Source organism: Cellulomonas sp. (assembly GCF_036279715.1).
Classification (GTDB): domain Bacteria; phylum Actinomycetota; class Actinomycetes; order Actinomycetales; family Cellulomonadaceae; genus Cellulomonas_A.
This window is the reverse complement of sequence record NZ_DASUIR010000114.1, coordinates 17,975-30,454: the sequence shown is the minus strand read 5'-3', so window position 1 is coordinate 30,454 and position 12,480 is coordinate 17,975. Positions and strand designations below refer to the sequence as shown.

Below are 12,480 nucleotides of genomic sequence, written 5' to 3'. Positions count from 1 at the left end.
GGCTCGACCGGTGCGCTGGTCGGGAAGCCGGCCTCGACCTGCAGGCCGTCAGGACCCGGGACGTAGCAGCCGAACGGCATCCCGTCGGGCCGCAGACCCTGGGAGCCGATGACCTGCATGACCTCTCCGAACGCCCCGCCGCCCGGGCGGCACCTCTCGGTAGGGTCGGCCCATGGTGCCCGACACCCTGCTGGAATGGCTTCTCGACGCTGATCCCGCGCTGCGTTGGCAGGTCGAGCGCGACCTGCTCGGTGCACCACCCGCGGTCTGGGAAGCGACACGCGAGAGGATCGCGACCGAGGGGTTCGGCGCGCGACTCCTCGCGCTCCAGGACCCGGACGGCCGGTGGGCCGGCGGCGCGTTCTTCCCCGCGGACTTCGACTTCCACGGTCCTGAGGCGGCCGAGGATGCCGGCCAGCCCTGGACGGCGACGACCTGGTCGTTGAACTCGCTGCGGGAGTGGGGCCTCGACCCCGCCGTCCTGCGCGAGCGGCGTACCGCCGAGCTTCTGGCCGAGAGCTGCCGCTGGGAGTACGACGGCCTGCCGTACTGGGGCGGCGAGGTCGACTGCTGCATCAACGCCTGGACCGTCGCGAACGGGCTGTGGCTCGGCGCCGACATCACCGGGATCGTGGACTGGTTTCTCGAGCACCGTCTGCCTGACGGCGGCTGGAACTGCGAGTGGATCGAGGGCTCTAGCCGGTCGTCCTTCCACTCGACGCTCAACTCGCTCAAGGGCCTGCTCGCGTACGACGCCGCCACCGGGGGTACCGACGCGACCCGTGCCGCCCGGCGATCGGGCGAGGAGTACCTCCTGACACGCGCTCTGTTCCGCCGGCTGTCCACGGGCGAGCCGGTGGCGCCGTGGGTCGACCGCTTCGGCTACCCCTTCCGCTGGTCGTACGACGTGCTCAACGCGGCCGAGTACTTCCGCGAGGCCTCCCTCCTTCAGGGCACGACGCCGGACCCGCGCATGGCTGAGGCGATCGAGCTCATCCGTGCCGCCAGACAGCCGGACGGCACCTGGCTGCAGGCCCGCCGTCACCGCGGGCGCGTGTGGTTCGAGGTCGACGCGCCGGTGGGGGACCCGTCGAGGTGGCTGACGCTGTTCGGGACGCGGGTGCTCGCGTGGTGGGACGGGACCGGCGCTCGCGCTCGGTGAGCTGGCATGTGCGACCATCCGTGGGTGAGCACCACTGAGGGCACGGGTCGACCGCGTCGACCGCAGCCGGACGCGAGCCCCGACGTCCCGTCGGATTCGGCGCGGGACGCCGCGACCGAGACCCCCGCGAGCAAGAAGGGGGCGGGAACCTTCCTCGCGCTGGGCGCTCTCGGGGTCGTCTTCGGGGACATCGGCACGAGCCCGCTGTACGCGCTGCAGACCGTCTTCAGCATCGACCACAACAACATCAAGCCCACGCCGGTCGACGTCTTCGGCGTCATCTCGATGGTGATCTGGGCGATCACCATCGTCGTGTCCGTCAAGTACGTCGCGCTCCTGATGCGGGCCGACAACGACGGCGAGGGTGGCATCCTGGCCCTCGTCGCGCTGCTGCGCGAGAAGCTCCGGCAGCCACGACGGCTGGCCATCGCGATGGTGCTGGGCATGTTCGGCGCCGCGCTCTTCTACGGCGACAGCGTCATCACCCCGGCCATCTCGGTCATGTCGGCGATCGAGGGCGTCGTCGTGGTCAACCCGTCGCTCAAGCAGCTCGTCCTGCCGGTCTCGGTCGCGGTCCTCACGGTGCTGTTCGTCGTCCAGCGGTGGGGCACCGAGGTGGTGGGCAAGGCCTTCGGACCCGTCATGACCGTCTGGTTCGTCGTGCTGGCGGCTCTCGGGGTCCCGCACATCGTCCGGCACCCGGACATCCTCGCCGCGCTGTCGCCGACGTACGCGCTGGCCTTCGTCGTCGAGCACCCGTTCACGGCCTTCGTCGCGATGGGTGCCGTCGTGCTGACGATCACCGGGGCCGAGGCGCTCTATGCCGACATGGGTCACTTCGGCGCGCGACCGATCCGGACCTCCTGGTACGCCGTCGTGCTTCCCGCGCTCGCGCTGAACTACTTCGGCCAGGGCGCGATGATCCTGCACGAGCCGGCCACGATCGACAACCCGTTCTTCAACCTTGCACCCTCGTGGGCGACGCTGCCGCTGGTGGTCCTCGCGACGCTCGCGACGGTGATCGCGTCCCAGGCGGTGATCTCCGGTGCGTACTCGGTCTCGCGACAGGCGGTCCGTCTCGGGCTGTTCCCTCGACTGGCGGTCAAGCACACGTCGCGCGAGGAGGTCGGCCAGATCTACCTGCCGGTCGTCAACTGGATCCTGTACTTCGGTGTCCTGCTGCTGATCGCGGTCTTCCAGAGCTCGAGCCGGCTCGCCACTGCGTACGGGCTCGCGGTCACCGGGACGCTCGGCCTGACGAGCCTGCTGTTCCTGCTGCTGGCGCTCCGGGTGTGGCACTGGGCGATGTGGAAGATCGTGGCGTACTCGGCCGTCGTGGGGCTCCTGGAGATCACCTTCTTCGCGGCGAACCTCACGAAGATCGTCAGCGGAGGCTGGCTGCCGCTGCTGATCGCTGTCGTCGTCGTGACCCTCATGACGACCTGGCGCAAGGGAGCGGGCATCCTCGCGGAGCGGCGCACCGAGCTCGAAGGTCCACTCGACGAGTTCGTGGACATGATCCGGACGACCGGCGTGCCGCGCGTGCCGGGTCTGGCCGTGTTCCCGCACCCGAATCGCACGACGACCCCGCTCGCGCTGCGCTCCCACGTCACGTTCAACCACGTCCTGCACGAGCACGTGGTGATCGTGCAGATCATCAACGAGAACGTGCCGCACATCCATCACGTCGACCGAGTCATCGTCGACGACCTGGGCCGTGCCGACGACGGCATCGTCCACGTGTGCGTGCGCGTGGGGTTCAACGACAGCCAGGACATCCCGAAGGGCCTCGCGCTGGCAGTCGGCAAGTCCGGCGAGCTCCTGGTGGACATCGACGAGGCCCACTACTTCCTGTCGGTCCTCACCGTCCACGCGACGGGCACCCCGCGTCTGAGGGATTGGCGAGCACGGCTGTTCGTCTGGATGGCCCACAACGCCGCGAGTCGCACCGAGGTCTTCCACCTGCCACCCGAACGCACCGTCATCATGGGGGCGAACCTGGACCTCAGGTCCAGCGCGGGCTGACGACCGGACGGACGCCGACGGTCAGGCGCACCTGCTGCGTCAGGGTGAACGTGCCGTCGCTGTCCCGAGCGGCCTCGAGCCGCTCGGCCCCGGCCGCGAGCACGTCGGCGTGGCGCTCGCCCGGAACGGCGTCCCAGTGCGTGCGCTGGCCGTGAGACCACGACCAGAGCCGCCACTGCTCGACGTCGACGAACGTCACGGCCTGTTCGAAGCTCGCGGTCCGCACCTCGGTGAAGCCTGCCGTCGCAACCAGCTCCTCGACGCCCGAGTCGCTCGCGAACGGCCCGCGGGTGCCGCTCGTGCGCGCGTCGAGCAGCTGCGGCGGGAGGAAGGGCGTGAAGACGTCGTCGAGCTGCTCCCAGGCGGCATCGCGCGACCCGAAGGTGGACAGGCCCAGTCGGCCGCCCGGGGCCAGCAGGGTGTGCCAGGCGCGGAGGGCCGCGGACGGATCGGGGAGGAAGAACAGCACCAGCGAGGCGACCGCGAGGTCGAAGGAGGCAGCCGGCAGGTCGGGTGCGGCGGCATCGGCGACGACGAGGTCCACGGTGGTCAGACCCCGCTCGGCCGCCTCTCGCCGTGTCGCGTCGATCATCGCCGGGGCAAGGTCCAGCCCGGTCACGTGGCCGGTCCCGCCGACGGCACCCGCGAGCGCCCACAGGGCAGCGCCTCGTCCCGTCCCGACGTCCAGGGCTCGTTCGCCGGGCGCGGGCGCCACCTCGGCCACCAGCCGCTCGGCGATCGGTGTGAACCACGGGACGCCCACGGAGTCGTAGGTGTCGGCGACCCGGTCGAAGACTGCCGCGACCCGGGCACTGCGCTGCGCTGCCTCGTGGGGATCCATCCGGACATCGTGGTCGGTCTTGACCGGGAGCGGAAGGGAGCGTCGTCAACGTGTATTGACAACCGTCGTGCGTCAACTAGTGTTGACGCATGGACACGACGTCAGAGCTCGCCGCGACAGCGGCCGGGGCCGACCCACGAGTTGGCCTGAGGGCCGCCTCAGCGCTCCGGCGCCTGGCCGAGACCCTGGAGGCCGCGCAGGTCGCCAACGCGCGCCGTCAGGGGTGGTCGTGGCAGGACGTCGCCGACGTCCTCGGCGTGACCAAGCAGGCAGTGCATCAGAAGTACGCAGCAGCGGAGAAGAAGAGGGGTGCTCGCGATGTTTGAACGGTTCACCGAGGAAGCCCGCGCGGTCGTCTCGGGCGCGGTGGCGGAGGCCGGCGCCCTGGGGCACGACCCCGTGGGCGCTCAGCACCTGCTGCTCGGGCTCCTGGGGCCCGGCGCGGGAGCCGGGTACGAGGTCCTGCGCGAGGCGGGACTGCAGGCCGACGCGGCGCGCGAGATCGTCCGGCGACGTGCACCGGGCGGCGGAGCCCTGACGAGGGATGACGCGGAGGCGCTGCGGACGGTCGGCATCGACCTGGACGTGGTGCTGGCGCGCCTCGCGGAGTCCTTCGGGACCGACGCCGTCCCCGAGGGCCGCCCTCGCCGGGGCCGGACGCGGCTGTCCCCGTCGGCGAAGAAGGCGCTCCAGCTCGCCCTGCGGGAGGCGATCTGGCTGAAGTCGAGGTCGATCGGCAGCGAGCACCTCCTGCTCGGGCTGCTGCGGTGCGACGACGGCGACGTCAACGCCGTGCTGACCTCGCTCGGCCACACGCCCGACAGCCTTCGCGGGGCGACCCTGCGCTCGATCGGCCGCGCGGCATGAACGAGGCCGCGAGCCACTGAACCGAATGCGCGAGCGAGTCGTGTCTCTGGGTGACGGGGGCCGCGCTTCCGATGGTCCTCGCAGCGTTGCGAGAAGGAGCAGACCATGCGCACGACTCGAACGATCCGCGCACTGACGACCTCGGCCGCCCTCGCGCTCGCCGTCGGGGGTTTCGCCGCGGCCCCGGCCTTCGCCGACGGGACCCCGTCCGGCGGCCACATCCTGCTGAATGCCGAGCTCGTCGGAAGCATGCCGGCGCCGAGCAGCCCGGTGGTCGCGGGGATCAACCCCGGCGCCGCACCGTGGGTCAACGGGCCGAGCCGGGTGCGCGTGCGCGACACCGGCAACATCACCGTGCAGATCCGCGGCCTGGTGATCCCGCCGCCGCGCGGCACCGGCGTCAACCCCATCCCCTCGGTGGTGGCCACGTTGGTCTGTGACCAGCAGGTCGCCACGTCCACCGCGCCCTTCGCGCTGAGCGCCGCCGGCGACGGGTCGACGCGAGACGTGATCGCGGTCCCGCGCCACTGCGACGACCCCGTCGTGCTGATCCAGCCCGCCGCGAACAGGGCCGTCTACATCGCCTCGACGGCCGAGCACAAGCGCTCTCACGGCGAGGGCGACGACTGACGGCGCACGTCCTGCCGCTGCAGGTTCGGGCCGAAGGTGGACGATAGGGAGTGGAGGTGGCCGCGGTGTACATCTGGGGTGTGATCCTGGCCGTCGTGCTGCTGGGCTTCGCGATGGCGGTGCGGATCATCAAGCAGTACGAGCGGGGGGTCCTTTTCCGGTTCGGCCGGGTGCGACGCACGCTCGAACCCGGCTTCCGGCTGATCATCCCGGTCGTCGACGTGCTCCATCGGGTGTCGCTGCGGATCGTCACGCTGCCGATCCAGTCCCAGGGCATCATCACGCGGGACAACGTCAGCGTCGGAGTGGCCGCGGTCGCCTACTTCCGGGTGATCGACCCGGTGAAGTCGGTCGTCGCGATCGAGAACGTGAGCGCCGCCATCGACCAGATCGCCCAGACCACGCTGCGCAAGGTCGTCGGTCAGCACACCCTCGACGAGACGTTGTCCGAGACCGACCGGATCAACCTGGACATCCGCGAGATCCTCGACGTCATCACGCTCGCCTGGGGCGTCGAGGTCACCCTCGTGGAGCTGAAGGACATCCAGCTGCCCGACAGCATGAAGCGGGCCATGGCCAAGCAGGCCGAGGCCGAGCGGGAGAAGCGCGCCAAGATCATCAACGCCGAGGGTGAGCACCTGGCCGCAGCGGCGCTGGGGGAGGCGTCGGACGTCATGATGGCCCACCCGTTGGCGTTGCAGCTGCGCAACCTGCAGAGCCTCGTCGAGATCGGCGTGGACAAGAACACCACGGTCGTGTTCCCGTCACCGATCATGACGACGATCGCGGAGCTGAACGCGTTCATCGCCCGCGAGGCTGCAGCGGGCGGTCCCGTGGCGCCCGGCTGACGTCCTGTCCGGTTGCGTCATGCAGGCCGCAGGTTCGCGGCAGGATGTGCCCATGGCGAACACCGACCAGCAGCCCTGGGTCAAGAACTACCAACCGGGCGTGCCGGCCGAGATCGAGCTCCCGACGCAGTCGCTCGTCGCGATGGTCGAGCACTCCGTGGCCGAGGCGGGCAACCACCCGGCCCTGGAGTTCTTCGGGCGTCGGACGACCTACGCCGAGCTGGGCGACCAGATCGACCGCGCGGCCGAGGGGCTGCGCGGCCTCGGGGTGCGGGCGGGTGACCGCGTCGCGCTGATCCTGCCGAACTGCCCGCAGCACGTCGTCGCCTTCTATGCCGTGCTCCGCCTCGGGGCCGTCGTCGTGGAGCACAACCCGCTGTACACGTCGCGCGAGCTGCGCCACCAGTTCGAGGACCACCAGGCCCGCGTCGTGATCGCCTGGGACAAGTCCGTCGCGGCCGTCCGCGCGTTCCCTGCCGACGTCACGATCGACCACATCGTGTCGGTCAACCTGCTCAAGGCGTTCCCGACGGCCAAGCGCCTGGCCCTGCACCTGCCGGTGCGGAGCCTGCGCGAGTCCCGCGAGGCCCTGACGGCGCCGGCGCCGGGGACGATCTCGTGGGAGAAGCTGCTCAGCCACGGTCGCATCGACCCGGCGCACCCGCGACCCTCGGTCGACGACCTGGCCGCGATCCAGTACACGTCGGGGACCACGGGAAACCCCAAGGGTGCGATGCTCACGCACTACAACCTGTACTCCAACGCCCTGCAGGGCGAGGCCTGGATGCACGGTGCGGAGTACCGCAAGGAGATCTTCTACGCGATCCTGCCGATGTTCCACGCCTTCGGGATGACGCTCTACCTGACGTACGGCATCCGCAAGCAGGCCCTGCTGGTGCTCTTCCCGAAGTTCGACCCCGACCTGATTCTCGACGCCATGAAGAAGTCGCCCGCGACGGTCTACTGCGCGGTCCCGCCGATCTACGAGCGCACCGCAATGGCCGCGAAGCAGCGGGGCGTGTCGCTCAAGTCGTGCCGGTTCTGCATCTCCGGGGCGATGAACCTGCCCGACCACGTCGTCGAGCTGTGGGAGTCCATGTCCGGCGGGCTGCTCGTCGAGGGCTACGGCATGACCGAGTCCTCGCCCGTCGCTCTGGGCAACCCGTTCCACCCGACGCGCCGGACGGGCACGATCGGCGTGCCGTTCCCGTCGACGCTCATGAAGGTCGTCGACCAGGACGACCCCACCGTCGAGGTCGCCCAGGGCCAGCCGGGCGAGCTGCTGCTGAAGGGCCCGCAGGTCTTTCGGGGGTACTGGAACAACCCGGAGGAGACCGCGAAGTCGCTCCTGCCGGACGGCTGGTTGCGCACGGGCGACGTCGTGACCGTCGACGCCGACGGGTTCACCACGATCGTGGACCGGGTCAAGGAGCTGATCATCACCGGCGGCTTCAACGTCGCGCCGTCGGAGGTCGAGGCGGTGCTGCGCATGCACCCGTCCGTCGTCGACGCCGCCGTCGTCGGCAAGCCGCTCGAGCGCGGCGGCGAGATGGTCGTCGCCGCGGTCGAGCTCGAACCGGGCGCCCAGCTCGACGAGGAGGCGTTGCGCGCCCACTGCCGCGCCCAGCTCGCGGCCTACAAGGTCCCGCGCCGCATCGTGCAGATCGAGAACACGCCACGCTCGATGCTCGGGAAGATCCTCCGCAAGCAGGTGCGCGAGCAGATCCTGCCGTCGCTCTGAGGAGCTCGCCCGAGACCGCGGTCGGTCGACGTTCAGAACGGCTCGCGATCAGCCGATAGGGCGGTATGTCGTCAGGTCCAACCCAGAACTATGACGACACCGCCCTCGGCCAGTGGAAGCCGCACCCAGTGCTCGCGGTGTGCGTCCGGGTGCTGGTCGTCGCCCTGCCACCGCTCGGTGCGATCGTCTTCGGACTGGCGGCCGTCCGCTGGGCGTCGGCCGCGCGCCTGGGCATGAACATCTGGTTGTGGCTCGCCGTGGAGGTCGCGGCGTCGACGGTGCTGCTCGTGGTCGCGGGTCGGGCGTGCAGGCGCCTCCTGCCGCTGAGCGCCCTGCTGCGGCTCACGGCCTACTTTCCCGACCGTGCCCCGACGAGGTTCGCGGTCGCGCGACGTCGCTACTCTCCGCAGGTGCTCCACCGGCGCGTCGAGGCGAGACGCCGTCGTGACCAGGACCTCGACGGTGAGCATCAGCACGCTGCGCTGCTCCTCGACCTGGTGGCGAACATCACGGAGCACGACGACAGCACCCGCGGGCACTCCGAGCGCGTCCAGGCCTACGCGGCCCTCATCGCCCGAGAGCTCGGGCTGTCCGCGCGGGACTCCGCCAAGCTGAGCTGGGCCGCCCTGCTGCACGACGTCGGCAAGCTCCGCCTCGACGCCGCGCTCCTCAACAAGGCCGGGCTCCCCACCGACGACGAGTGGGCCGTCCTCGCGACGCACCCCGCGGAGGGCATGGAGCTCACCAGGCCGTTGGGCGCGTGGCTCGGCGAGTGGGCCGACGCCATCGGCCAGCACCACGAGCGCTGGGACGGGAACGGGTACCCGCGCGGGCTCGCCGGTCCGTCGATCAGTCGCGGAGCTCGGATCGTCGCCGTCGCCGATGCGTACGACGCGATCACGTCCGCTCGGGCCTACAAGAAGCCGTTGACCGCGTCGGCCGCTCGGGAGGAGCTCGCGCGGTGCTCGGGCCAGCAGTTCGACCCGGAGGTGGTGCGCGCCTTCCTTGCGATCGGGCTCGGCCGGCTCAGGGTGGTCGCCGGTCCGGCGTCGGTCCTGTCTGCGCTGCCCGGGCTCGGGTCGACGCCGCTGTCGAACCTGGCCTCGGTGGCCTCGGGTGCGACGACCGCTGTCACGACGGTCGCGGCTGTCGGGTTCGCCGGGATCGTCGGCGCCGTGCTCGCGATGACCGGCGTCCCGGCGGACGCCGCGCCCACCGGCGGATCCGCCGACAGTGCGGCGGGGGTCGTGGTGGCCCCGTCGGCCGAGCCGTCGCCGCCCGCCTCGCGGCCCAGCCCGACGTCGACGGCCGGCGTGGTGCCGCCTCCGGCAGGCGCACCGACGCCCGGATCGACCCCGTCGCGCGGAGACTTCCTGCCCCCCAGGGACCCGCCACCGGCCGGCGCGGTGCCGCCGCCTGGATCCCTGCCGCCCGCTGATGTCGCGCCGTCGCCGACCGTCGGTCCGTCGCCGACCGGACCGGCCGCGCCGCCGCCCACTGCCGCGTCGACCGCCGTCCCGGTCGCGACACCGTGTGCGAGGGCCCAGGCCGGTGACATGGCCCTCGCGGGCGCCGACCTGTCCGGATGCGACCTGGCGGGTCGCACCCTGACGGGTGACTTCGCCGGCGCGAACCTCGTGGCGGCTGACCTGACGGGGGCGACGCTCACGATGCTCGACCTGAGCGGTGCCAAGCTCACCGGCACCAAGCTCAACGGCGCCACCATCACGGCCACGTCGTTCGATCAGGGTCTGCTGACCGGGGCGATCTTCACGGATGCGACAGTGAGCAGCTCGAGCTTCGTGGGGGCGAGCCTAGGCCCCGCCACGCTCAACGACGCGCGCGTGAGCGACTGCACGTTCTGACCCGTGGGTCAGCCGCCCAGGAGCCCGCCGAGCCCGCCGCTCCGGCTGCCGCTGCTGGCCTGGGTCCCGCCGCGGATGACCGTCTCGCTCGGCTGGACGAGGACGTAGCCCTGTCCGCCGAACGCCATCTGGAAGGTCTCGCCGCTGCCGCCACGCACCATCGACCGCAGACCGCCGGTGTCGACCCGGATGTCCATGGTCACGCCCGCGGTCCACAGGACGACGGCCTGGGCATCGCCGAACGTCGGCGCACTCGCGACGTCAAGGGCAACCGGCTCGCCCTCGGTCGTGATGGCGACGTATCCCGTGCCTCGCAGCGCCACGTTGTACAGGCCTCCCGCCATCGCGGCACCGCGCGCCTGGACGCGGTGGATGTCCCACTCGATCGACGACGAGAAGGCCAGGACGTTGTTGCCGTTGATGGACAGCGCGTCGTTCTCCAGGTAGAGGATCTGCACCTCCGCGGCATTGTCCGCGACGAACAGCTCGCCCTGCCCGGTGCACTGCATCATGTCGACGCCCTCGCCGGTGACCGCCGACTTGAGCATCTTGCCGAGCCCGCCGGCGCCCTTGTTCTCGAAGTGCACGTCGCCCTGGTAGGCCACCATCGAACCCGTCTTGGCCCAGACCGGGCCGTAACCCATCTGGATCTTCAGGAGCTTCTTGCCCTGGAGCGAGAACGGGTCCTGCGAGGCATTCTCCTGGAAGTCGTGAAAGAGCGATCCGTGGATGGTCATGACGGGCTGTCTCCTCGCACAGGTCGTGCCGATAGCCCCGGGCCGGGACCTGTCGAAACCTTAGCGAGAGGGCATGGGCATGCGTAGGCTTTCCGGAGAAGAGCAGTCCCGCGCAGGACAGCGTGAAGGAGGAGTCATGGGCTTCCTGGACAAGGCCAAGGCAGCGGCGAGCGATCTCGCGGCGAAGGCTGACACCGCCCTGGCGAGCTCGGGCCTGGGCGGGTCCGGTGCCCCGGGTGGAGGCGACGCCGAGAGGTACTTCCGTGACCTCGGCGTCCTCACCTACCTCGACGCGACGGGGCGGCCGGGTGCTCCCGAGGACCGGACGCGGGTGATGTCCGCGCTGCAGGACCTCGAGTCGCGCGGGTCGATCCGTTCGTTCGCCCTGCACACCGCACCGCCGCCCGCGCCGGGGATGGCCGGGCCGGGCGGGCAACCCGGATACCCCGCACCTCCGCCGCCCGGCAGCGTCGCCCCCCAGAGCCAGCCGCCGGTCGCTGCCCCCGTGACCCCACCACCACCACCCCCGCCGCCACCGTCCTGGATGACCAGGGACGGAAGCGGCGACGGCTGACCGGTCGGGGCGTTTCGGCGGTCACCTAGACTCGCGCCCATGCACTGCTCGTACTTCGCCGCCGAGCGGTGCCACTCGTGCACGTTGATCGAGAAGCCCTACGGCGCACAGCTCACCGCGAAGCAGGCGCAGGCCGAGAATGCGCTCGGAGCACGACCAGACCTGCGGTGGATCGCACCGTTCGGGAGCCGGGAGTCGGGATTCCGGAACAAGGCGAAGATGGTCGTGGGTGGGACCGTCGGGCAACCGACCCTGGGCATTCTCGACGCCGAGGCCCGCGGCGTCGACCTGCGTGACTGCGGCCTGTACACACCGGGCATCCACGCGTGCTTTCCCCTGCTCGCCGAGTTCGTCACGCTGGCCGGCCTGACCCCGTACGACATCCCCCGGCGGACCGGCGAGCTCAAGAACGTGCTGGTCACCGAGTCGCCGGACGGTGAGCTCATGCTGCGTCTCGTGCTGCGCTCCCAGGAGCCCGTCGCCCGGATCCGCAAGCACCTGCCGGGGTTGATGAGCGCCCTGCCCCAGCTGAGGGTCGTCTCGGTCAACCTGCTCCCCGAGCACGCCGCGGTCGTCGAGGGGGAGCGCGAGATCGTCCTCACCGACCAGGAGACCCTGCGCATGCGGGTCAACGGCATCGACATGTACCTGCGGCCGCAGAGCTTCTTCCAGACGAACACCGAGGTCGCCGCAGCGCTCTACCGCCAGGCTCAGGAGTGGGTGTCCGAGCAGGCGCCCGCGTCGATCTGGGACCTGTACTGCGGCGTCGGCGGGTTCGCTCTGCACTGCGGGGGCACTGCACGCGAGGTGATCGGCATCGAGACCAGCCAGGAGGCGGTCGCGAGCGCCGAGCTGAGCGCGCGACAGGCCGGTCTGTCACGAGTCGGGTTCCAGGCGGGCGACGCCACCGCGTTCGCGCTCGGGGCGCCCGAGGCTCCCGAGCTCGTCATCGTCAACCCGCCACGACGCGGGCTGAGTGACGAGCTGTGCCGCTGGCTCGAGTCGTCGTCGGTGCAGCGGGTCGTCTACTCGAGCTGCCATGCGGGGTCCCTCGCCCGCGACCTCGCCGCGATGCCGTCGCTGACCCCGCGCCGCGCGCGGCTGTTCGACATGTTCCCGCAGACCTCGCACTTCGAGGTGCTGACGCTGCTCGAGCGGGTCTAGCGCCTCGGTGTCCGGTCGCCCGACGG

The 12,480-nt window shown here is 70.9% G+C and carries 12 protein-coding genes; 10 read left to right on the top strand and 2 right to left on the bottom strand.

The features are described from left to right. Positions 1–172 precede the first annotated feature (172 nt). Positions 173–1,162, top strand: a complete 990-nt coding sequence (locus tag VFW79_RS11375; protein ID WP_329677422.1) for a squalene cyclase — start codon at positions 173–175, stop codon at positions 1,160–1,162. 24 nt (positions 1,163–1,186) lie between these two features. Continuing rightward, positions 1,187–3,187, top strand: a complete 2,001-nt coding sequence (locus tag VFW79_RS11370; protein WP_329677421.1) for a potassium transporter Kup — start codon at positions 1,187–1,189, stop codon at positions 3,185–3,187. On the opposite strand, the gene VFW79_RS11365 is transcribed toward VFW79_RS11370, so the two are convergent. Continuing rightward, positions 3,168–4,028, bottom strand: a complete 861-nt coding sequence (locus tag VFW79_RS11365; protein WP_329677420.1) for a class I SAM-dependent methyltransferase — start codon at positions 4,026–4,028, stop codon at positions 3,168–3,170. The two genes, VFW79_RS11370 and VFW79_RS11365, sit on opposite strands and share 20 nt — an antisense overlap. An 89-nt stretch (positions 4,029–4,117) precedes the next feature. Between VFW79_RS11365 and VFW79_RS11360 the strand changes: the two genes are divergently transcribed. The 6 genes from VFW79_RS11360 to VFW79_RS11335 all read left to right on the top strand — a co-directional run bounded on the left by VFW79_RS11360 (position 4,118) and on the right by VFW79_RS11335 (position 9,979). Then, positions 4,118–4,354, top strand: a complete 237-nt coding sequence (locus tag VFW79_RS11360; protein ID WP_329677419.1) for a helix-turn-helix domain-containing protein — start codon at positions 4,118–4,120, stop codon at positions 4,352–4,354. Continuing rightward, entirely contained in the window at positions 4,347–4,895 is a 549-nt protein-coding gene (locus tag VFW79_RS11355) for a Clp protease N-terminal domain-containing protein (protein WP_329677418.1), read from the top strand. The genes VFW79_RS11360 and VFW79_RS11355 overlap by 8 nt, the downstream gene beginning before the upstream one ends. A gap of 105 nt (positions 4,896–5,000) precedes the next feature. Beyond that, a complete protein-coding gene (locus VFW79_RS11350; RefSeq protein WP_329677417.1) occupies positions 5,001–5,525 on the top strand; it encodes a hypothetical protein in 525 nt (174 codons plus the stop codon). Positions 5,526–5,638: 113 nt separating this feature from the next. Next, positions 5,639–6,373 (top strand): slipin family protein, encoded by a 735-nt coding sequence (locus tag VFW79_RS11345; protein WP_414647947.1) that lies wholly within the window; start codon positions 5,639–5,641, stop codon positions 6,371–6,373. Between the two features lie 52 nt (positions 6,374–6,425). Further along, on the top strand, positions 6,426–8,114 hold the full coding sequence (locus tag VFW79_RS11340; RefSeq protein WP_329677415.1) for a long-chain-fatty-acid--CoA ligase: 1,689 nt from the start codon (positions 6,426–6,428) through the stop codon (positions 8,112–8,114). 65 nt (positions 8,115–8,179) lie between these two features. Further along, positions 8,180–9,979 (top strand): HD domain-containing phosphohydrolase, encoded by a 1,800-nt coding sequence (locus VFW79_RS11335; RefSeq protein WP_329677414.1) that lies wholly within the window; start codon positions 8,180–8,182, stop codon positions 9,977–9,979. 8 nt (positions 9,980–9,987) lie between these two features. Here the strand turns inward: VFW79_RS11335 and VFW79_RS11330 are convergent, their stop codons facing one another. Next, the gene (locus VFW79_RS11330) at positions 9,988–10,716 is read right to left on the bottom strand and encodes an AIM24 family protein (protein ID WP_329677413.1); all 729 of its coding nucleotides are present in this window, start codon (positions 10,714–10,716) and stop codon (positions 9,988–9,990) included. A gap of 136 nt (positions 10,717–10,852) precedes the next feature. Between VFW79_RS11330 and VFW79_RS11325 the strand changes: the two genes are divergently transcribed. Then, positions 10,853–11,290: a hypothetical protein gene (locus tag VFW79_RS11325; RefSeq protein WP_329677412.1), complete on the top strand. Its 438-nt coding sequence runs from the start codon at positions 10,853–10,855 to the stop codon at positions 11,288–11,290. Positions 11,291–11,329: 39 nt separating this feature from the next. Further along, a complete protein-coding gene (gene rlmC, locus VFW79_RS11320) occupies positions 11,330–12,454 on the top strand; it encodes a 23S rRNA (uracil(747)-C(5))-methyltransferase RlmC (RefSeq protein WP_329677411.1) in 1,125 nt (374 codons plus the stop codon). The last annotated feature ends 26 nt before the right edge of the window (positions 12,455–12,480 follow it).